Annotated in this window: 22 protein-coding genes; 13 read left to right on the forward strand and 9 right to left on the reverse strand. The window is 59.9% G+C overall.

The window, feature by feature from the left end; genetic code table 11:
• Positions 1-85: 85 nt before the first annotated feature.
• The 7 genes from rpmA to DESLA_RS0109980 all read right to left on the reverse strand — a co-directional run bounded on the left by rpmA (position 86) and on the right by DESLA_RS0109980 (position 3,756).
• Positions 86-352 (reverse strand): 50S ribosomal protein L27, encoded by a 267-nt coding sequence (rpmA, locus tag DESLA_RS0109945; protein WP_028572326.1) that lies wholly within the window; start codon positions 350-352, stop codon positions 86-88.
• A 15-nt stretch (positions 353-367) separates the two neighbouring features.
• The gene (gene rplU / locus DESLA_RS0109950; protein WP_031385381.1) at positions 368-682 is read right to left on the reverse strand and encodes a 50S ribosomal protein L21; all 315 of its coding nucleotides are present in this window, start codon (positions 680-682) and stop codon (positions 368-370) included.
• Positions 683-836: 154 nt separating this feature from the next.
• Complete coding sequence (locus DESLA_RS19875) at positions 837-1,706, reverse strand: ComFC family protein (RefSeq protein ID WP_084032005.1); 870 nt, start codon at positions 1,704-1,706, stop codon at positions 837-839.
• Positions 1,673-2,335, reverse strand: a complete 663-nt coding sequence (locus DESLA_RS0109965; protein ID WP_245590035.1) for a flavodoxin family protein — start codon at positions 2,333-2,335, stop codon at positions 1,673-1,675. The genes DESLA_RS19875 and DESLA_RS0109965 overlap by 34 nt, the downstream gene beginning before the upstream one ends.
• Before the next feature lie 26 nt (positions 2,336-2,361).
• Positions 2,362-2,982, reverse strand: a complete 621-nt coding sequence (locus DESLA_RS0109970) for an MBL fold metallo-hydrolase (RefSeq protein ID WP_028572329.1) — start codon at positions 2,980-2,982, stop codon at positions 2,362-2,364.
• Complete coding sequence (locus DESLA_RS0109975; protein WP_035261667.1) at positions 2,983-3,531, reverse strand: nitroreductase family protein; 549 nt, start codon at positions 3,529-3,531, stop codon at positions 2,983-2,985.
• Between the two features lie 39 nt (positions 3,532-3,570).
• Entirely contained in the window at positions 3,571-3,756 is a 186-nt protein-coding gene (locus DESLA_RS0109980) for a hypothetical protein (RefSeq protein WP_028572331.1), read from the reverse strand.
• 297 nt (positions 3,757-4,053) lie between these two features.
• Between DESLA_RS0109980 and DESLA_RS0109985 the strand changes: the two genes are divergently transcribed.
• The 4 genes from DESLA_RS0109985 (at position 4,054) to DESLA_RS0110000 (ending at position 7,815) form a co-directional block, all read left to right on the forward strand.
• A complete protein-coding gene (locus tag DESLA_RS0109985; protein ID WP_245590104.1) occupies positions 4,054-4,578 on the forward strand; it encodes an HD domain-containing protein in 525 nt (174 codons plus the stop codon).
• A gap of 161 nt (positions 4,579-4,739) precedes the next feature.
• Positions 4,740-5,510 (forward strand): MlaE family ABC transporter permease, encoded by a 771-nt coding sequence (locus tag DESLA_RS0109990; RefSeq protein ID WP_028572333.1) that lies wholly within the window; start codon positions 4,740-4,742, stop codon positions 5,508-5,510.
• A gap of 17 nt (positions 5,511-5,527) precedes the next feature.
• The gene (locus DESLA_RS0109995) at positions 5,528-6,289 is read left to right on the forward strand and encodes an ABC transporter ATP-binding protein (RefSeq protein ID WP_028572334.1); all 762 of its coding nucleotides are present in this window, start codon (positions 5,528-5,530) and stop codon (positions 6,287-6,289) included.
• A 23-nt stretch (positions 6,290-6,312) separates the two neighbouring features.
• The gene (locus DESLA_RS0110000) at positions 6,313-7,815 is read left to right on the forward strand and encodes an MlaD family protein (RefSeq protein WP_245590036.1); all 1,503 of its coding nucleotides are present in this window, start codon (positions 6,313-6,315) and stop codon (positions 7,813-7,815) included.
• A gap of 28 nt (positions 7,816-7,843) precedes the next feature.
• On the opposite strand, the gene DESLA_RS21765 is transcribed toward DESLA_RS0110000, so the two are convergent.
• Together DESLA_RS21765 and DESLA_RS0110010 are read right to left on the reverse strand one after the other, a co-directional pair.
• The gene (locus DESLA_RS21765) at positions 7,844-9,976 is read right to left on the reverse strand and encodes a response regulator (protein WP_156932925.1); all 2,133 of its coding nucleotides are present in this window, start codon (positions 9,974-9,976) and stop codon (positions 7,844-7,846) included.
• 9 nt (positions 9,977-9,985) lie between these two features.
• Positions 9,986-11,182 (reverse strand): HDOD domain-containing protein, encoded by a 1,197-nt coding sequence (locus DESLA_RS0110010; protein ID WP_051434575.1) that lies wholly within the window; start codon positions 11,180-11,182, stop codon positions 9,986-9,988.
• Positions 11,183-11,493: 311 nt separating this feature from the next.
• On the opposite strand from DESLA_RS0110010, the gene fliR reads away from it, so the two are divergent.
• The 9 genes from fliR to DESLA_RS0110055 all read left to right on the forward strand — a co-directional run bounded on the left by fliR (position 11,494) and on the right by DESLA_RS0110055 (position 19,875).
• Positions 11,494-12,273, forward strand: a complete 780-nt coding sequence (gene fliR / locus DESLA_RS0110015; protein ID WP_028572337.1) for a flagellar biosynthetic protein FliR — start codon at positions 11,494-11,496, stop codon at positions 12,271-12,273.
• Between the two features lie 60 nt (positions 12,274-12,333).
• Positions 12,334-13,401 (forward strand): flagellar biosynthesis protein FlhB, encoded by a 1,068-nt coding sequence (flhB, locus tag DESLA_RS0110020; protein ID WP_028572338.1) that lies wholly within the window; start codon positions 12,334-12,336, stop codon positions 13,399-13,401.
• A 96-nt stretch (positions 13,402-13,497) separates the two neighbouring features.
• The gene (gene flhA / locus DESLA_RS0110025; RefSeq protein WP_028572339.1) at positions 13,498-15,603 is read left to right on the forward strand and encodes a flagellar biosynthesis protein FlhA; all 2,106 of its coding nucleotides are present in this window, start codon (positions 13,498-13,500) and stop codon (positions 15,601-15,603) included.
• The gene (locus tag DESLA_RS0110030; RefSeq protein WP_028572340.1) at positions 15,593-16,690 is read left to right on the forward strand and encodes a flagellar biosynthesis protein FlhF; all 1,098 of its coding nucleotides are present in this window, start codon (positions 15,593-15,595) and stop codon (positions 16,688-16,690) included. Before flhA ends, DESLA_RS0110030 begins: the two co-directional genes overlap by 11 nt.
• Before the next feature lie 30 nt (positions 16,691-16,720).
• On the forward strand, positions 16,721-17,545 hold the full coding sequence (locus DESLA_RS0110035) for a MinD/ParA family protein (protein WP_028572341.1): 825 nt from the start codon (positions 16,721-16,723) through the stop codon (positions 17,543-17,545).
• Positions 17,499-18,314: a FliA/WhiG family RNA polymerase sigma factor gene (locus DESLA_RS19885; RefSeq protein WP_051434576.1), complete on the forward strand. Its 816-nt coding sequence runs from the start codon at positions 17,499-17,501 to the stop codon at positions 18,312-18,314. The genes DESLA_RS0110035 and DESLA_RS19885 overlap by 47 nt, the downstream gene beginning before the upstream one ends.
• Positions 18,314-18,694: a chemotaxis response regulator CheY gene (locus tag DESLA_RS0110045; RefSeq protein WP_028572342.1), complete on the forward strand. Its 381-nt coding sequence runs from the start codon at positions 18,314-18,316 to the stop codon at positions 18,692-18,694. The genes DESLA_RS19885 and DESLA_RS0110045 overlap by 1 nt, the downstream gene beginning before the upstream one ends.
• Positions 18,695-18,866: 172 nt before the next feature.
• Complete coding sequence (locus tag DESLA_RS0110050; RefSeq protein WP_028572343.1) at positions 18,867-19,550, forward strand: flagellar basal body-associated FliL family protein; 684 nt, start codon at positions 18,867-18,869, stop codon at positions 19,548-19,550.
• 1 nt (position 19,551) lies between these two features.
• The gene (locus DESLA_RS0110055; RefSeq protein ID WP_028572344.1) at positions 19,552-19,875 is read left to right on the forward strand and encodes a hypothetical protein; all 324 of its coding nucleotides are present in this window, start codon (positions 19,552-19,554) and stop codon (positions 19,873-19,875) included.
• Positions 19,876-19,897: the final 22 nt, after the last annotated feature.

Below are 19,897 nucleotides of genomic sequence, written 5' to 3' on the forward strand. Positions count from 1 at the left end.
AGTGCGGACTTCGGAGTCCGCACTTTAAAAAAACTTGCCGCATCATGCCGGATAAACGCACGATGCCAGAAGGAATCCGCTGGGTCTAACTCGCGGGAACGATATTGACCCTGGTCTTGACCTTACGCTGCCGGGTGTAGCGTTCGAACTGAACCACGCCGTCGGTCAACGCGAACAGGGTGTAATCCCGCCCCATGCCGACATTCTTGCCGGGATGAAATTTGGTCCCCAACTGGCGGACGAGGATATTGCCGGCCAAAACCTGCTGGCCGCCGAAGCGCTTCACACCGCGACGCTGACCAGCGCTGTCGCGACCGTTTCTGGAGCTTCCTCCAGCCTTTTTATGTGCCATGATGCTTCTCCCTGGCTAAGCCTGAATGGATTTGACCATGATTCGGGTGAATTCCTGACGATGCCCCTGCTTTTTCCTGGAATCCTTGCGTCGCCAGAACCGAAACACGATGATCTTCTTGTCCCGTCCGTGCTCCAGGACCTCACAGGCCACCTTGGCCTCCGGCACGTACGGTTGACCGGCGGCGGCTTCATCGCCATCACCGACAAGCAGAACCTTGTCCAGGAAGACTTCCGCGCCGGGTTCGGCGTGAATCCTGTCGACCTTGAGGCTCGCTCCCTCTTCCATGCGGTATTGTTTTCCGCCCGACTCCACGATTGCATATTTCATTATCGGCCTCCCAAATGCAGAAACAGCCCTCATATGCGAAACACTTTCGCATCGTCAAGGGCTTTTTCGATGTTCACAAGATTTTCTTCACCCCGGACGCCATGACAAGCCTCCAGGAACGTCTCCATGAGACCTCGCTCGGGCCTCAGTCGAATCAGGCCCTGGCCAGAACAAGCAGGTCGACGCGTGTCGCTCCACACCGCTTCAATTCTCTGGTCGCGGCTCGGACCGTGGCTCCGGTGGTCAGGATGTCGTCCACCAACAGCACGGACCGGCCGCGAACTCTGGCGGGGTCGGCCAGAAAAGCCCCGGCCAGGTTGCGCCTGCGTACGGCCCTGGGCAGGGTATGCTGGGGCGGCGTATCGCGCAACCGAACCAAGGCATGGGGTTCCAACCGCCCGTACCTGCCTGCGAACTTGCCTCCGAATTTGCCCCCGGACTTCCCCCCGAACTTGTCTTGGGCCAAGCCCCGGGCCAGTTCCAGGCTCTGATTGAATCCGCGCCCTCGCAGACGTCGGGGGTGCAACGGCACGGGGACGATCAGGTCATGGCCGGGGACGTCGCGAAATTCCAGCGAGCGGCGGAGTAGGCCGTGCAGCACCTCGCCAAGCCCGAGCTGAGCCTGGAACTTGAAACGCAATACCAGAGCCTTAAGCCGTCCCTCGTACGGCCCATAAAAAAAAGCGTCCTCCCAGGGCGGCGGAGCGACGCGACAATCCAGGCACAACGTCGCGGGTTCCGAGGAAACACGAAAGATCAGGCCGCAGCGAAGACAAAACCCCTCGGTCCGTTGCGGCAGTTCGGCTCGACAGGCGGCACATACGCCGAAAACCCCACTCGAATCGTCGCCCCATGCTCCGGCCCCTCCTGGAGCATCCACGTCCGCAAGAATTCCGCAAACCGGACACCGTCGCCCCAGCGCTGGAAAGCCGGATCGAAAAAAGTCCGCGACAACGCCACGACACCGGCCCGCGACATGCCGAAGCGAACTCAGGCCGAGTTCTGCTTGACTAAATTCGCCCATGCCTCCCGACCCGCGGCGATCAACTCTTCCCCGGCCTGAGGATGCATGCGCAAATCCTCGGATGCATCGATGCCGCGAAAAGCGTGGTGTTCCTGAATGGTGAAATTGAAGGTGGCCAGAAAGTACTTCAACGTCAGCAGCGTCCCTTCGAACAATCGTTCGCCCTGACGCCGACCGGCCACCAGGTTGACCACCGCCGGACGCGGGGGAAGGTTCTTAAGCAGCGGATCTCCTCGCTCCCAGCGCAGATAATATGACTGGCTGCGGTCGATCCAGGCCTTGAACTGAGACGGCAGGTGATAGAAGTAGATGGGCGCGGCGATGAAGAGCATCGGCGCGGCCAGCAAAGCCTGGAACAAAGGCGAGCTTTGATCCCGAGCGGTCAAAAAGCACTCTCCTCGCGGATCCTGTTCGCAGCGCATGCAGCCCAGACAAGAATGAACGGCGTAATCTCTGAGATAAAACAATTGGCCGCGCCCTCCGGCCAGACGCACCCCCTCCCGAAAAAATTCCGCCGCGTTGTCGCTGTTGCCCCCGCTACGCGGACTACACGAAAAAATCGCCGGAGAGGTAAAGTCGCCAACGGCGTAGGGCGCGATCTCCTCCATAGAGTCGACGGGGGGGGACATCTCCCTTTCTCCAGCAACCATGAAGGCTACTCCTCAAAAAACGGATTGGTTCGCTGTTCTTCCCGGATGGTCGTGGCCGGACCGTGCCCGGGATAAACCACCGTCTCCGGAGGCAGGGTGAACAGCCGGGAGCGGACCGAGCCAAGCAACGTCTCCAGATCACCGCCGAAAAAGTCGGTCCGCCCGATGGATCCGGCGAAAAGCACGTCGCCCACGAACACCGCGCCCAGTTCGGGAAAGTAAAAGGACAGACTCCCTGGACTATGCCCGGGCGTGAACAATGCCCGGCATTTCAGCCCAATCAGGGTCCACTCTCCCTCGCCGACGGACTCGTACGCAAAAGTCTCTACTTTGGGCATCCCCATGTAGTTGCCGCCGCCTATTCCGCTGGCCAGCAACGGGACGTCCTTTTCCGGCACGCGGATGGAGGCCTTGGTGGCCAAGTGCAGTGCCTGGTTGCCGTAAAGATGGTCGAAATGCAGGTGGGTGTTCAGGATCTGCCGGATTTGCAAATTTTTGGACGCCGCGAAATCCAGAACCGCGTCCGGGGCTCCGCCCGGATCGACGACCAGCGCCTCTTCGCCGTTGGCCACGAGGTAGCAGTTGGTTTGCAGGGGGCCCAGGGGAAAGGTATGTACGGATGGCATTTATAAAGCCTCCAAAAGAAGTTCGTCCAAGGGACGCCGCGCGGAACCGCCGGCACCGTCGAGCCGCGAGGACGGCTGGGCCGGATGGCCCAGGGCGATCACGGCCATCAGCCGGTACTCCTCGGTACGCAGTTGGAGCGCCTCCATGACCAGCGCCTCCTGGTTGAGGACCTCGCCCAGCCAGACCCCGCCCAGTCCCAGGCCGTGAACGGCCAGCAGCATGTTCTGAATACAGGCCCCGGCGGCCTGATGATCCTTGCCTTCATGATACATGGCCGGCTTGTGCAGGCACACGACGATCAAGGCCTGGGCCTCGCGGACAATATGGCCGTACTTCGTCAATCCGGCCAGCGCCGCTTGCCGAGGGTCTCCGGCCTGGACGACCAAAAAGCGCCAGGGCTGATTGTTCAATCCGCTGGGCGCCCAGCGTCCGGCCTCCAGAATCCGCCGCAGGTCCTCGAGATCCACGGGCTGATCCGTAAATTTGCGAACGCTGCGCCGCCCCAGCAGGGCCTGAAAAACGCCCATTTCGGCATGTTCAGCGGACATAACGATCCTCCGTGATAAAGCGCCAAGAAGCCGGTTCGTTCACTTCTTGCGCCGTTTTTCCTGAATGCGCTGGGCCGTGTACGCGCCCAAGCCGCCGCAGATAACCCCAAGAAAGAAAGCCCGGCCCATGTCGTATCCGAACCACACCGCCATCAAGCCGATGGAGCCCCCGATAATCGCGCCGCGAATCAAGGGATGCAGGCCATTTTGCGAATCATGTGTCATATTGTACCACCATTTCTTTTTTGAATAGCCATACAATCCATCCCCCGAACTGGCAACCGTATTGATAAAAATCCTTGTCGGGCCGAGCTTGACCAACGACCCGTTCTTGGAGGACTATAGGGTTTTAATTTTTGACGGGCAGCCGATGAAACGTCCCGCCGTACCGACCTTCAACCCATGACGCGCATCACACCAGATTTCGATAGCCTCGCCGCCCAAGATACGGCTTCTTCCGACGTCTGCCTCCCAGACGGCGCTCGAATCCAACGGTTGACCCACTTTCTGTTTGAAGTCGGCATGTTGCGCAAGACGCCGCGCACCGGGTACCAGTTTTTGGGTTCCGGACGGGAAAACGTCGCCGAGCACTCCTTCCGAACCACGGTCATCGCCTATGTCCTGGCCACTCTGACCGGGGCGAGCATGGGGCGGACCATGGGCATGGCCCTGTTTCACGACCTGCACGAAACCCGGATCGGCGATTTCAACTACGTCAATCGGATATACAACAGCCGCAACGCCCTGCTGGCCCTGGAGCACGCCCTCGAAGGGACCGGACTGGACGAAGTGCTCCAATGGTGGCACGAACTTGAAGGCGAACAGACCCTGGAGGCCCGACTGGTGCACGACGCGGATCAGCTTGACCTGATCCTGAACCTGAAGCAGGAACAGGACCTGGGCAACCCCTATGCCGCCAAGTGGATCGACTGCGCCGTGCCGCGGCTGCGCACCGACGTTGCCAAGGACTTGGCGGAGGTCATCCTGCGCACGGACCACACGGACTGGTGGTTCACCGGTCCGGATCCATCCTGGTGGAGAAAATGAAAAAGATGGAATTCCGTATTCAGAATTCAGAATGCTGAAATCAATCGCCCAACTTGGCCTTCCTGACCCCTGAATTCTGACTTCTGACTCCTGAATTCTGACTCCTGACTCCTGAATACTAAATACTAAATACTGACTCCTGAATTCTGCCCCCAGCCCCCATGACCCAACTTGTCGCCTCTCTCGGCACCATCGCCCTGACCATTTCCCGGGAAACCGGCCGGATGATGCTTCTTTTTCTGGAGGCCGTGGGCTGGCTGTTCCGCCCGCCCTGGCGCTGGCGGCTGTTTTTCAAGCAGATGGAGTTCATCGGCGTGAATTCGGTGTTCGTGGTCGCCCTGACTTCGCTGTTCACCGGCATGGTCCTGGCTCTGCAAACCTACTACGCCTTCCGGATGTTTTCCGCCGAAACCCTGGTCGGGGCCACGGTGGCCCTGTCCATGACCCGCGAATTGGGGCCGGTGATCACGGCCTTGATGGTCACGGGGCGGGCCGGCTCGGCCATTGCCGCGGAGATCGGCACGATGCGCGTCACGGAACAGGTGGACGCCCTGTCCGTAATGGCCATCAACCCGGTCCAGTATCTCGTCCTGCCCCGGATCATGGCCGGGGTGATCATGCTTCCCCTACTCACCGCCTTGTCCGACTTCATCGGCGTGGTGGGCGGGTATCTCGTGGGGGTCAAACTGCTGGGCATCCACGGCGGGATATTCATGAACAAGATATATGAGTACGTGGAACTCAGCGACATTTACAACGGGCTGATCAAAGCGGCCTGCTTCGGTTTGATCCTCACCTTGGTGGGATGCTACAAGGGTTTTTACACCAGGGGCGGCGCCGAGGGCGTCGGTCGGGCCACCACCCAATCCGTAGTCCTCTCCTCCGTGTTGATCCTGACCTTCGACTACGTGCTCACCGCCCTCATGATGTAGCATGGCGACGAACCGATATGACACCGGAACCGATCATCGAACTGCGCCAAGTGCATAAAAGCTTCGGCCAGGAGCATGTCCTGCGCGGCCTGGACCTGGCCGTGTCCAAGGATTCGGTCAGCGTGATCATCGGACGGAGCGGCGGCGGCAAGAGCGTTTTGCTCAAGCACATCATCGGCCTGATGCGCCCGGACCAGGGCCAGGTAATCATCGACGGCCAGGACATCGCCCGAATGAGCGAACGGAAGATGGCCCCGATCCGTCGCAAGTTCGGCATGCTCTTCCAGGAATCCGCCTTGTTCGACTCCATGAACGTGGAGGATAACGTGGCGTTTCCGCTTCTGGAGCACACCAGCAAAAGCCGCCGGGAAATCCTGGACATCGTGGCTGACAAGCTGGCCGCCGTGGGCCTGAAGGACAAGGGTCACAAGCTCCCCTCGGAGCTTTCCGGCGGGATGCGCAAGCGGGTCGGACTGGCCCGGGCCCTGGCCCTGGATCCGAAAATCGTCCTTTTCGATGAACCCACGTCCGGCCTGGACCCGGTCATGGCCGCGGCCATCAACGAACTGATCGTACGCACCCAGTCCGAGTTCAGGGCCACCTGCGTGGTCATCAGCCACGATATTTCCGCGGCCATGAGCACCGGACACAAGCTGTTCATGCTCTTCGACGGACGGATCATCGCCCAGGGCACGCCGGACCAGATCCGGGACTGGGACGACGAGGTGGTTCAGCAATTCATCCACGGTCGGGCGCAAGGGCCGATCAAAGTCGTTTAATTATCTTCCATGGAGCAGAGATCGTGAGATCCGGAGCAGAAATCAAGGTAGGCGTCTTCGTCCTGATCGCCCTCGCGGCCTTGGCCTACATGACCATGAAAGTGGGTACCGGCGTATTCGTGCCCAGGGAAAGCTACGAGGTGGACGTCTTTTTCGACAACGTCTCCGGGTTGAAAACCAATTCGCCGGTGGAAATCGCCGGCATTGAGGTCGGCTTGGTCCAGGCCATCAACCTGGATGAGAACCGGGCCCGGGTGACCCTCCAGTTGTTGCCCAACGTCCAAATCCGCTCCGACGCCGTGGCCACCATCCGTACCCGGGGTGTGTTGGGCGACAAATTCATTGAGATTTCTCCCGGCAGTGATCCGTTTCCCCGGGTCGAAGCCGGGGAGCGGATCGCCCGGGGCGACACCCCGGCGGACCTGGACCAGTTGTTCACCAAGGTCGGCGAGATCGCCGACGACATTCGCGTCGTGGCCCGCAGCGCGGCCAACGTCTTCGGCGGGGAACAGGGCGAGCAGGACCTGCGCCTGGCCTTCCAAAGCCTGCGCGACGCCGCCATGGGCCTGAACGAGATGGTCCAGGCCAACGCTGAAAGCGTTGAGTTCATCGTCCGCAATTTCCGTGACTTTTCCACGGACTTGCGGGACATCGCCGGGACGAACAAGGAAGGCATCGACCGGATCGTGGCCAACCTGGAAGTCGCCTCCGGCCAGCTCAAGACCACCCTGGACCAGGCCGGAGGCGTATTGGCCCGCCTGGAGTCCGGCGAAGGCCCGCTGGCCAAGCTGATCAACGACCCGGAGATGGGTCACGATCTGCGGGAGACCATGGCTTCCCTGGAAAGCGTCTCCCGAAAAATCGACGAAGGCCAAGGCACCCTGGGCAAGCTGATCAACGAGGACACCACGGCCCAGGAACTGGACAAGGCCCTGGAAGGTCTGAACAGAATCCTCACCAAGCAGGACCAGTTCCGGACCTCCGTGGATTTCACCAGCGAGTACCTGGCCCGCCACGGCGAGACCAAGTCCGCCTTGACTCTGCGCCTGCAACCGGCGGAGGACAAGTACTATCTGCTCTCCGTGGTGGACAATCCTCGCGGCCGTCGGGAAAAGACCGAGACCTTCACCGAGCGCTGGGTGAACGGGGAACGGACCACGATCCGGGAAATCGAAGACAAGTACCGCCAGAGCAAGATCACGTTCTCCGCTCAGTTGGCCAAGCGCTGGGACAACCTGGTGCTGCGCGGCGGCCTGATCGAGAGCACCGGCGGCATGGGTCTGGAATACTACCTCTGGGACGACCGGGTGCAATTGCTTTTCGAAGCCTTTGACTTTGATCCGGACGACAACCCGCACCTCAAGGCCGGCGCCAAACTTTACTTCCTGCGCAACTTTTACGCCAGCCTGGGCATGGACGACTTTGTCCGCTCAGACCGCCGCTCCTTCTACGCCGGGCTCGGATTCTACTTCACGGACGAGGACCTGAAATACCTGCTCACCAGCGTTCCGGTGCCCGGAAACTGAACCGCCATCACGACGATTCCAGAGCGATTCAGGGCGAGTTTTCGGCTCCCGACAACTCCAGCACCTCACGCACCTTGGCCTCCAACTCCCTCAACTGATACGGCTTGCCAAGAAACCCCTTGGCTCCGGATGTCAGGGCGTCCTTGCCGTGGCCATGCGTCGCGTAGCCGCTGGCGATAATCACCTTGACCCCGGAATCGAGGCGCAGCAGTTCCTGGAGACATCCGTGACCGCCCATGCCGGGCATGTTCAAGTCCAGCAGGACCAAGTCAATGGAACGGCTCTGGTCTTGAAAAATCGCCAAGGCTTCTTCTCCGTTGGCCGCGCTGAGCACGGCATAGCCGTAATCCTCCAAAGCTTCCCGCGTCAGATCCCGAAGTTCCGGCTCGTCGTCCACCACCAGGATGGTTTCGTTGCCGCCTCGGGGTCTGGACTCCAAGGCCGCATCGGCGAGAGGGACCGCGCCGTTTTCCGCGGCCGGCCAGTAGACGTTGAACGTCGTGCCCTGCCCCGGGGCGCTGCGACACTCGATAAACCCACCATGCGCCGTGACGATCCCGTAGACCGAAGCCAAGCCCAGGCCGGTGCCCTTGCCCACATCCTTGGTGGTAAAAAACGGATCGAATGCACGATCCAGGACCTCCTGGTCCATGCCGCACCCCGTGTCCGTCACCGTGAGCAGAACATGGCATCCAGCAGCCGCGCCGGGATGCGCGAGGACGAAATTCTCATCCAGAAACGCGTTGATGGTCCTGAACTCCAGCCGTCCTCCATCGGGCATGGCGTCCACGGCATTGTTGGCCAGATTGAGTAGAACCTGTTCGATCTGCACCGGGTCCGCGGCCAAAGGCCAGATCAGGGGATCGAGCCGCGGTTCCAGAGCGATCATCTTCGGGATGGTTCGTTCCAGCATCCGCAAGACTTCCCGCACCTCTCGATTCAAGTCCACACGGATCTTCCGGAATTCAGCCTTGCGACTGAACAACAAGAGCTGCTCCACGAGTCTGGCGGCCCGCTCCAGGGACTGGGCCACGGTCCGCAACCGGGCCTCCTCGCGATGCGCGAAGGCCCCGGCCTGAAGCAATAGCTCAATGTTGCCGCTCATGGCCTGAAGCAGATTGTTGAAGTCATGGGCCACGCCTCCGGCCAGAATGCCCACGGATTCCACCCTCTGAGCCTGAAAGAGTTGGGCTTGCAGCTTTTCTCGATCCTTCTCAGCCTGCTTCCGGGCCGTGATATCCGTCAAAAAACCGTTATAGACCGGATTACCTTGGGCGTCGTGGCGCACTCTGGTATCCAGCGAGGCCCAAAAAGACTGTCCGTCGCGGCGTTTCAACTCCACCTCGTAGCCGGATGTCCGACCGTATCGACGTAGATGCTCTTTGTAGCGCTCCCGGTCCGCCGGATCGGCATAAAGCTGCGCGGCGATATCCGAAACCTGAGCGACCATCTCATCCGGGTCGACGTACCCGGCCAGCCTTGCGTATTCGGGATTGACAAAAAGGTAGCGGCCTTCCGGAGTGGCCTGAAAAATACCCAGCGGCGCCCCCGAGACGATTTCCTGGTACCGACGGGTGGCGTCTTCGGCTTGGTGGGCGAGTTCGCGCTGTCGGTCTCGCAGCCGTTGGTAGGCCTCCAGCCCCTCCAGGGCCGCGGCTCCAGCCAGAAGGAGAATAGACAGCAAGGCGTGATGGGTGTCTGGAATCGTGCTCGGATCCTGACCCAGGATGCCGACGAACATGCCTCGAATCCTGGTCGGCGTGGCCAACGTGTGCAGGACCAGGCGCATGTCCCGGCTGCTTGCGGACAGAATTTCGGGCCGCCCTCGGCGCAGGATTCTGGAGAAGGAGTAGTCGTCGATGAGCCCGTCGACCTCCCGGTCCAGGAACGCAGCATACTCCGGAGGGTCACAAAACGCTCCGGCAAAGGAATGGTCCGGCTGCACCAGAAAAAAGGAAACCGCCCGCAGGTCGATCAAACCACGGGCCTTTTCGGCGATTTCCTTGAGCACGGCATGCTCATCCGCGACCTGGAGCAAGGGCGTCTCGAAATGTCCCAGACCGGCGGCCATTTCCAACGCCTCCACGGATTGGCGGCGCTGTTCGCGTAAAAAATGAACCTCGGTCTCCAGGATTTGGATACGGTCTTCGTTTGACTGCATGAGGTTCACCTAGCCGCCCAGGAGAAATACGTGAAGAATATCCGCGACCTGGCGATCGGCCTGCCGGACCAGGGGACCGATGTCGCAGGGGGACATGCCGACCAGGTCCCAGGCCGAGTCGGAGAGCGGAGGAAGCACCCCCTGACCGCTGGCGCCGACTCCGACGGCCACGGCCAGGATATTGGCCAGATGCACGATGCCGGCCTCAAGCGGCACGGAGGCCTGCTCCGGAGCATGATGAAAGCGAATCATTTCCGTCAGGCTGTCCGGCAAGCGCCACTTCCGGCAAAGCATCCCTCCGACCTGGGCATGGTCAAAGCCGAGTAATTCTTGCTCCACCTGGTACAGGGGAGCACCTTGGGTCCGGGACAAAAACATGACCTGGGCGCATGCTCCAGGCATTTTGCTGAGCATGACCAGCCAGCCCAGATCGTGCAGGAGTCCACCAGTGAAGCAGCGCTCCCGCGAAGCCCCCCGTGCATGAGCGGCGATCAGGCCGGCATATACCGCTGCGCTGACGCTGTGCTTCCAGAACTGCTTCATGTTCAGCGTCGCCACGGGAATGCCTTCAAAGGCACTGACCACGGAAAGACCCAGGGCCAGAGAAGACAATTCCCTGGTACCCAACAAGGCCACGGCTCGGGAAATGGAATCGATCCGGGACGGAAACGCGTACAGCGGGCTGTTGACCAGCTTGAGCAGTTTCGCGGACAGGCTGCTGTCCTTGCTCACCAACTCGGCGATATGAAAGGCGGAGCTGTAAGGCGACTCCAGAACCTCCATGATTCGCCCGTATACAGCAGGCAAAGTGACCAGTTTCTCCTGGATCTGAACCAACTTTTCGGCCGCCTCTTCGCCATCTTCGGACCGCGTGACACGATGATCCGGCGCGGGGAGCTGACCCTCCATACATCGTTCAGGTTGCTCGCCCGCGGCCAGTTCCAAGGCCGCCCGTTCCACCGTGACGCGGACGATTTCCCGTATCCCGGGATGATCATCCGTCACGCAACGCAGGAACGGCTCCAGCAGCAACCGGCTTTGTTCCAGATACTCCGGACCGATCTCGTTCACCCTGGCCGCGTTCGCCTGGTCCTGGTCCAGACCGAGAATATCCACCCGCCGGACTCCCCATGCCTTACCGGTCTTGATATGACGATCCTGCAACACCATACCCTGGGGCAACAAAAAACGCCCATCCGAGGTCACGAGATCAGCTCCTAAAATCATACCCTCTTCAAGGCATTCAACGCCGACCCATCCCATGCAAAAAACCCCTGCGGTGCTTGATTGTTTGCTTACGGTTACAAAAAGAACCGGCCCCCCGACAATGGCATGGTCCCTGGCCACGATGACCACGATAACCACGCTCGAATGGAAAGAATGTAATTCATATCGATCTCCCTGTCTCCTGGCAAAGAAATCCCGACCATGAAATTCTCGCCATGGAAGCGACGCCGTTTTATCGGCTCATCAAGAACGAAGCGAATCGATGGTCCAAAACTTGCTTCGCTCCGGCAATGGACCTGTTCTCCTTTGATCCCAGGATTTATCTCAGCTTTTTTCTGACGCTGTTCCGAATCAGCCTGATCGTCTTCATGCTGCCGTTTTTCGGCGGGGAAAACATTCCCCTGCCGGCAAAGGCGGCCTTGTGTTTGGTCCTGGCCCTGGGGCTTTGGCCGCACCTGGCGTTTTCAGCGGACTATTTCCCGGCCCACCCCATCATGATCGCCTTGATGATCCTGGGCGAACTGATCTTGGGGCTAGCCCTGGGGCTGATCGTTCGGGTGCTGTTCGCCGCCATCCAGACCGGCGGGCAGTTGATCGGCTTTCAGATGGGCTTTGCCATGGTCAGTGTCGTGGACCCCAGTTCCGGGGTCAGCATGGCCGTGACCGCCCACTTCCTGTACATGACCTCCCTGCTCATTTTTCTAAGCCTCAACGGGCACCTGCATCTGCTCCACGCCCTGACCCACAGCTTCACTCTTGTTCCTCCGGGCGGGCTGTTGCTCACGCCGGCACTATCTGAACAAATGATCCGCTTTTCCAGCCAGATATTCATCCTGGCGGTCAAGATTGCCAGCCCGGTGATGGTGGCCCTGTTTCTGATCGACCTGGCCCTGGGCCTGGTGGCCAAGGCCGCGCCGCAGATGAACGTGATCTTCGTCGGCTTTCCCCTGAAAATCGCCGTGGGATTTCTGTTTCTCGGCACCATGTTCACAATCATGGGGCTCTACGTGCAGGACTTCATTCTGATGCTCGGCTCCATGTTCCAGGGCGTCATGCTCAGCGGACGCTGAGCGTTTCCCGCGTTGCTTCACGCAACATAGACTAAACGAAGAGGAGCTAAAGGCCGGACCATGCCCCAGAGCGATCCGAGTAGAACCGAAGAAGCCACCCCGAAACAGCGCGACAAGGCCAGGGAAAAGGGCAATGTCCCCAAAAGTCAGGAGTTGCCCAAGGTCACGGTGCTGCTGGGAGGCTTTCTCGCCCTGCTGTTCATGATCCAAATCATGGTCAACCAGATGAACGACCTTTTCGTCTGGACGTTCAGCCAAAATCTACTCACTGAATTCACCCCGGAAACCGTCTACTTGCTCTTCCAGACGGTCTCCTGGCGTATCGCGGTGATGGTCCTGCCGGTGATGTTCACCTGTGCGCTGGTGGCGTTCCTGACCGTGCGCCTGCAAGTCGGCCATCTCTGGACCTTGAAGGTCTTCGAACTGTCCAACTTTTGGAAAAAACTCAATATCGTCGCTGGTATAAAGCGACTATTCATCAGCACCCAGACCGTGGTCCGCCTGCTGCGCAGCCTGTTCATGGTCATTGTCGTGGGGTTCGCACCTTACCTTGTACTGAAAATGGAATCCCCGAATTTCATTCCTCTCTTTTATCAGGACGCACTGACCGTAGCCAGCTACATGCTGATCACCGGCGCGAAAATGGTCATCTACGCCCTGATACCCATGCTGATCATCGCCATCGCGGATTTGGCCTACACCCGCTGGGATTACGAGGAAAACCTGAAAATGACCAAAGACGAGGTCAAGGACGAACGGAAGCAGGCCGAAGGCGATCAAGCCATCAAGAACAAGCAGCGTCAAAAAATGATGGCCGTGATGCAAAAGCGGATGATGGAGAGCGTGCCCAAAGCCGACGTGGTCATCACCAACCCGACCCACCTGGCCATAGCCCTACGCTACAACCCGCTGGAGGCCCCGTCGCCCATGGTCCTGGCCAAGGGAGCGGACTTCATGGCCGCGAAAATCCGGGAGATCGCCCAGGAGCACAACATCCCCATCCGGGAGAACAAGCCCCTGGCACAGGCCTTGTATAAAAGCGTTGAGGTCGGCCGGATGATCCCCGAGGAACTGTTCCAGGCCGTGGCCTCCATCCTGGCCCAGTTGCCAAAATTCCGGCGCAGGTAATCGCCGGGCAAAGAGAATCCGACGAGTTCCACTCGCAACATGCTTAAAGATTACCGCAAACAGAGCATCCTGCCCTAAAGGACGAGCGTCAAAACCATGGCTCAAGCCGCGATCAGCCTCAGCAATATCGACTACTCCCGTTTCTCCGGATACGGGAACATCTTCCTGGCCGGCGGCGTGGTGACCATTCTGTTCGTGATGCTTATCCCCATGCCCACGATCATCCTGGACGCCATGCTCACCCTGAGCATCTCCCTGGGATTCGTGGTGCTGCTTTCGGCCATGTACATGCGCTCTCCCCTAGAATTTTCGATCTTTCCCTCCCTGCTCCTGGTGACCACCCTGCTCCGACTGGCCCTGAACGTGGCTTCCACCCGTCTGATCCTGCTCAACGGCGACCAAGGCCCCGGAGCGGCCGGCAAGGTGATCGAGGCCTTCGGCCAGTTCGTGGTCGGCGGAAACTATGTTATCGGCGTGATCATCTTTCTGGTCATCTTCATTCTGAATAAAATGGTCATCACCACCGGCACCACGCGCATCGCCGAAGTCGCGGCCCGGTTCACCCTGGACGCCATGCCCGGCAAACAGATGGCCATTGAGGCGGACTTGAACGCCGGACTGATCGATGAGACCGAGGCGAAGCTTTCCCGAGAAAAAATTCGGAAGGAAGCGGACTTTTACGGAGCCATGGACGGCGCGGCAAAATTCGTCTCCGGGGACGTCAAAGCCGGTATGATCATCACCGCCGTCAATATTGTCGGCGGCCTGTTCATCGGCGTTTTTCAGCACGGCATGGCCTGGGGCGACGCCGGGGCCACCTTCACCATCCTGACCATCGGCGACGGCTTGGTGGCCCAGATTCCCTCGCTGATCATTTCCACCTCCGCCGGCATCATCGTCAGCCGGGCCGCCGCGGAAGCGGACATGGGCCAGGAATTCATCGGCCAGTTGACCCTGCACTCCAAGGCTCTGCGTCTGGTATCCGCGATCCTCCTGGTTCTGGGATTGGTCCCGGGAATGCCGACCTTTATGTTTCTCGTATTCGCCGGCATGCTTTTCGGCATATCCCACATTGCCGGCCGCGGCCATGCCGAGGCCGAGAAGCTCGCCGAGGAGTCGCAAAAACCCAAGACTCCCAGCCTGGATACCCCGGAAGAAGTTCAGGCATTACTGCCCCTGGACGCCCTGGAACTGGAAGTGGGCTACGGCCTGATCCCCCTGGTGGACGAGGACCAAAACGGCAACCTGCTGGCCCGCATCCGCTCCATTCGCCGTCAATTCGCCCTGGATATGGGCGTGATCATTCCCTCGCTGCATCTGCGCGACAACTTGCAGCTCAAGCCCGGCCAGTACGTAATCATGATCAAAGGCAATCAGGTGGCCTCCGCGGAAATTCTCATCGACCACTTCCTGGCCATGGACCCCGGAGACGCCAAACACCGCATCCAGGGCGTGGAAACCCGGGAACCGGCCTTCAACCTGCCGGCCCTGTGGATCCCGGACAAGCAGAAAGACGAGGCCATGCTCGCCGGGTACACCGTGGTGGATCCTTCCACGGTCATCGCCACCCATGTCACCGAGGTCTTCCGCCGCAACCTGCACGAGTTCCTGGGTCGTCAGGAAATCCAGTCCCTCTTGGACAATCTGGCCAAGCGCGCCCCAAAGGCAGTGGAAGAGCTGGTCCCGGGGATCATGCCCCTGGGAACCGTGCAGCGGGTGCTGCAGAACCTGGTCCGCGAACAGGTTTCCATTCGGGACATGCTGACCATCGTGGAAACCCTGGCCGACTTCGGGCCATCCATCAAGGACCCGGACCTGCTCACGGAATACGTCCGCGGACGCATGGCCCGGACCATCGTCAAGCCCTACCTGGCAGGAGGAAGCAACCTGGCCGTGATCATTCTGGACCAGGACTGGGAGCGCCTGCTTCAGGAGAACCTGCGTAAGACCGAACAGGGGACCTACCTGAACATCGACCCCGGCCACGGCCAGAAACTGATCCAGGGGCTCCAGTCGGCCATGGAGCAGGCCATGGTCTCCGAGGGCCAACCCGTGGTGCTGACCACGCCCAGTCTGCGCTCACACCTCGCCCAACTCATCACCCGCTTCATCCCCACACTGCCCATCATTTCCCAGGCCGAAATTCCCGCGGGGATCAACCTCCAGTCCGCAGCAACGGTGAGGATGGCCAATGCAGGTTAAGACCTTTCGCGGGCCGGACACGCGGACCGTGCTCAAGCAGATCCGCGCCGAACTGGGGCCGGACGCGGTCATTCTCAGCACCCAGAACGGAACGGAGAACGGTCGGCCCTGCTGCGAAATCATGGCCGCCCTGGAGCCGCCGACAGCGGGAAACCGGCTCAAGAATCCGGAACAGCCGGATATCACCGCCCCTTCCGGGAGTGGCTATCCTGGCTGGAAGCAGATGCACCAGGAGTGGACGTGCCTCAAGGAGCACCTGTTCAGCGTCCTCAAGCCCCAGGCGGACTACAACCTGCTCTCTCCCCGCCAGCGCCAAGCCCTGGAATACCTGGAGCGGGAGGAAGTCCTGCCCGAGGTGGCCATGCACCTATGGCGGGCCATGAAAAACGCACCGGAAAAGTCCATCCTGGAGGAGCTGCGGTCCATCGTGGCCGTCAAACCCTGGACCGGTCTGCACTGGCCGGAAAAGCTGCACGCCTTCGTCGGCCCGCACGGTTCGGGCAAAACCTCGTCGCTGTTACGCCTGGCCCTGAACCTGCGCCGGGAATTCCCCAACCGCAGGATCGCCCTGGCCAACGCGGACCAGCACCACGGCAAGGGCCGTTTGTTGCTACAGCATTACGCGGAGTTGGGAGAGTTTCCCTTCGTGGATCTGCGCTCCCCCGAGGATTGGCGACGCCTGCTCCGCGAAGCCTACGACATGGTCTTCATCGACCTCCCCGGCCTGCCGGCGGGGGAGCATCTCGACGCCTGGCTGATGGACAAGGAAATCTCCCTGAAGGGCAACTGCGCCGTGCATTTGGTCCTCAGCCCCCATTATTCCAACACGATCCTCCAGCGCTTTATTGAAAAATTTCAGGTCCCGGCCCTGTCCAGCCTGATCTGGACCAAGCTGGATGAGGCGGAAACCTACGGTTCGCTGGTGAACATCGGCTATTCCACCCGACTTCCCGTATCCGCCCTGTCCTACGGCACGTCGCTGAATTCCAGCCTGGCCCCGGCGGATCACCAGAACCTCTGGAAACTGGTCTTCACCCACCGGCTGCCCACCACCATCGGAGGCGGGGCGGAAAGACCTTTGCACTGACGACGAACTTCACGTATTCGCGAGGAAACCATGACGCGCACGAACGAGCACAACCCCCTAGTTCTCTCCGTAACTTCCGGCAAAGGCGGGGTGGGCAAAACCAACCTCTCCGTGAATTTGGCCTACGCCCTCCAGCGGAAGGGCAAGCGCGTCCTGCTGATGGACGCGGACCTGGGGCTGGCCAATGTGGATATTCTGTTGGGCCTGGCCCCGGAATACAACATCTTCCACCTCGTCTACGATGAAAAAAAACTGGAGCAAGTACTGGTTCGGACGGAGTACGGATTTTCCATTCTCCCGGCCTCCTCCGGCGTGCCGGAAATGCTCAAGCTGTCCACCGGCCAAAAGCTGGAGCTGATCGAAGCCCTGGAGCCCTTGGGCCAGGAGACGGACATCCTGATCGTGGACACCGGGGCCGGGATCGGGGATAATGTCATGTACTTCAATCTGGCCGTACAGGAGCGGATTCTGGTTCTGACCCCCGAACCCACTGCCTTGACCGACGCCTACGCGACGATCAAGGTCCTGCACAACAAACACGGCGTACACAGGTTTCGAGTGGTCGTGAACATGGCCGCGGACCCGAAGCAGGCCAAGCAGACCTTCCAGCGACTGACCGCGGCCTGCGACAAATTTCTGGACGGCGTTTCCCTGGACCTGATCGGTTCGCTGCCTCAGGACCCGACGGTCAGACAGTCCGTTACCCGCCAGGTGCCGTTCTGCCATGCCGTTCCGTCCTCGGCGGCGGCCCAGGCCGTGAATAAAATCGCCGAAAACATCCTGGCCTGGCCGCAAACAGCCAAAACCGATGGCAATATCAAATTCTTCTGGAAAAAACTCCTCTTCAACAACTGACCACTGGCAGCGCTATGAAGACGGTCAGTTGGCGTGGAGCACCGCCGGCCCCGAGGTCCGAGGGGCCATTGTCGCGCACTATGCCCCGAAGATAAAAATCATCGCCCTGCGCATGAAGGCCAAGCTCCCCCAGCATATCGAGCTGGGAGAACTGCTCAGCGCCGGCAGCCTCGGCCTGATCGAAGCCCTGGAGAAATTCCAGGTACACATGGGCATCAAGTTCGAGACCTATGCGGAAAACAGAATCAAGGGGGCCATGCTGGACGAGCTCCGGCGCATGGACTGGTTCACCCGCGGGTTGCGCCAACGGGTCCGGCTCTTGGAAGAAAGCGTACGCAAGGTGGAGCAACACTCCGGTCGCGTCCCCACCGCCGAAGAACTCCAAGCCATGACCGGCCTGAGCGCCAAGGAAGTCCAGGAAGGCCTGGAAGCTCTGCAAAATCAAATCTGTATCAGCCTGGACGGTCTGGAGGACCATCTCCTTCGTTCCACGAGCACCACGAAAAACGACCCTTTCTCCCATACTCTGCACCAACAACTGATTGACAAACTTGCGGAACTTATCGATGAATTGACCTCTAGGGAGCAGATGGTCCTTTCCCTGTACTACGCCGACGAGTTGAACATGCGGGAGACGGCCCTGGTGATGAACATTACCGAGGGCCGGGTTTCCCAATTGCACTCCCAGGCCCTGGGCAAACTCCGGGACAAGTTCGCCAAGCTCCAAGCATCCACCCCTCACCAAAAGAAAACAAGGAGACAAGCCTGATGGGTTACGACAAAAACATGCGCGTTCTCGTCGTCGACGACTTCTCGACGATGCGGCGGATCATCAAGAATATTCTACGCCAGTTGGGATTCACGAACATCGTCGAGGCCGACGACGGGACCACGGCCTGGGAAGTCCTGAACAAGGAACGGATCGACTTCGTGATTTCCGACTGGAACATGCCCAAGATGACCGGCATCGAACTGCTGCGCAAAGTCCGGGCCAGTGAGGAATACGCCGACGTCCCCTTTCTGATGGTCACCGCCGAGGGCCTTCAGGAGAACATCATCGAGGCGGTCCAGGCCAAGGTTTCCAACTATATCGTCAAGCCGTTCACCCCGGAGACCCTCGGTCAGAAGATCGACAAGATTTTTGCATAACATCCCGTATTCCATTCCCTTCACGGCCCACCGGGCTTCGTGCTCCTTTTTAGTTGATCGGGCGCGTCCGAAAGAGGGAGGATGGAGCCCGGGCGCCTCCATTCCGGACATGAACATCGAACCTCGGCAACAGCCTTGAAAACCCAACGAGGACCAGCAAAAGGCATCGTCCATGGCCACTCCCCCGGCACCGCCGCCCAATGAAGTCAATCCCTTGGAACGGGATGAGGAGATCCTCGAGCTTGAGCCGAAGTCGACCCAGGCAACTCAGAAGGTCACCCTGGACCTGGACGATGCTCCGTTTCTTGACGACATTGAAGAAGAAGCGCCCCCAGAAGAGGAGGCCAAGCCCGAAGCACCGGATGCTGAAAAGATCGAGGACGAACCTCAATCCGGAAAGTCGTACCGCCTGGCTCTGATCATCGGCGGGGTCGTCGTGGCGCTTTTGCTGGCCGGTCTGGCTTTCTGGCTTACGCGGCCGCCGCCGCCCCCGGAACCGGCACTCCCTGAACCGGAACCGCTCCAGCAACCCCAACCCGCGCCCGAACCCAAACCCGAGGAATACACCGTCGACCTCATGCCGTTCTGGGTCGCCTACACCCAGGGTGAGGATGTCGCGTTTCTCACCTTGCACCTGACCCTGAGCATGGAAGGCTCGACGAGCTACGTGGAAGTCCAGCGCAAGGAGATCATTCTTCGGGATGCGGTTTATTACTTTTTAAACAACCGCCCGATTCCCGAAATCAAGCGCGAGGATGCCGCCGATGCGCTGAAGGCGGACCTGATGTCGGTCATGAACCAGCACCTGAGCAGCCCACTGACCGACATCCTGATCGAGGAGTATCTGGTGCGATAAAATGGTCCAACAGGTTCAGCTTCCCGTGCTCCTTTCCCTGCTGCCCAAGGTCGGCAAGATGATCCAAGCCGAGCAGGATCGGCCGTTCATGCAGCAGGCCTTGGCCGGAAGTCTGATGCAGGAGGCCTTGAAAAAGGAACGGGAGCGAATCCCGGAAGTAAAGAAGACCGAGGAATCCTTTCATGTCCGTCCGGAAGATGAACAGGACCAGGGGCGGGGCGGTCGCCAACCCCGTCGGGATCATCGACGTCAAGGAAAGCCGGAAGAAGAGCCCGCGGCGGGAAAAGACCCCTGGTCCGGGCAGATCGTGAACCTCAAAATTTGAATATGGACGCAGGCGGTTGAAA

The organism is Desulfonatronum lacustre DSM 10312 (assembly GCF_000519265.1).
Classification (GTDB): domain Bacteria; phylum Desulfobacterota; class Desulfovibrionia; order Desulfovibrionales; family Desulfonatronaceae; genus Desulfonatronum; species Desulfonatronum lacustre.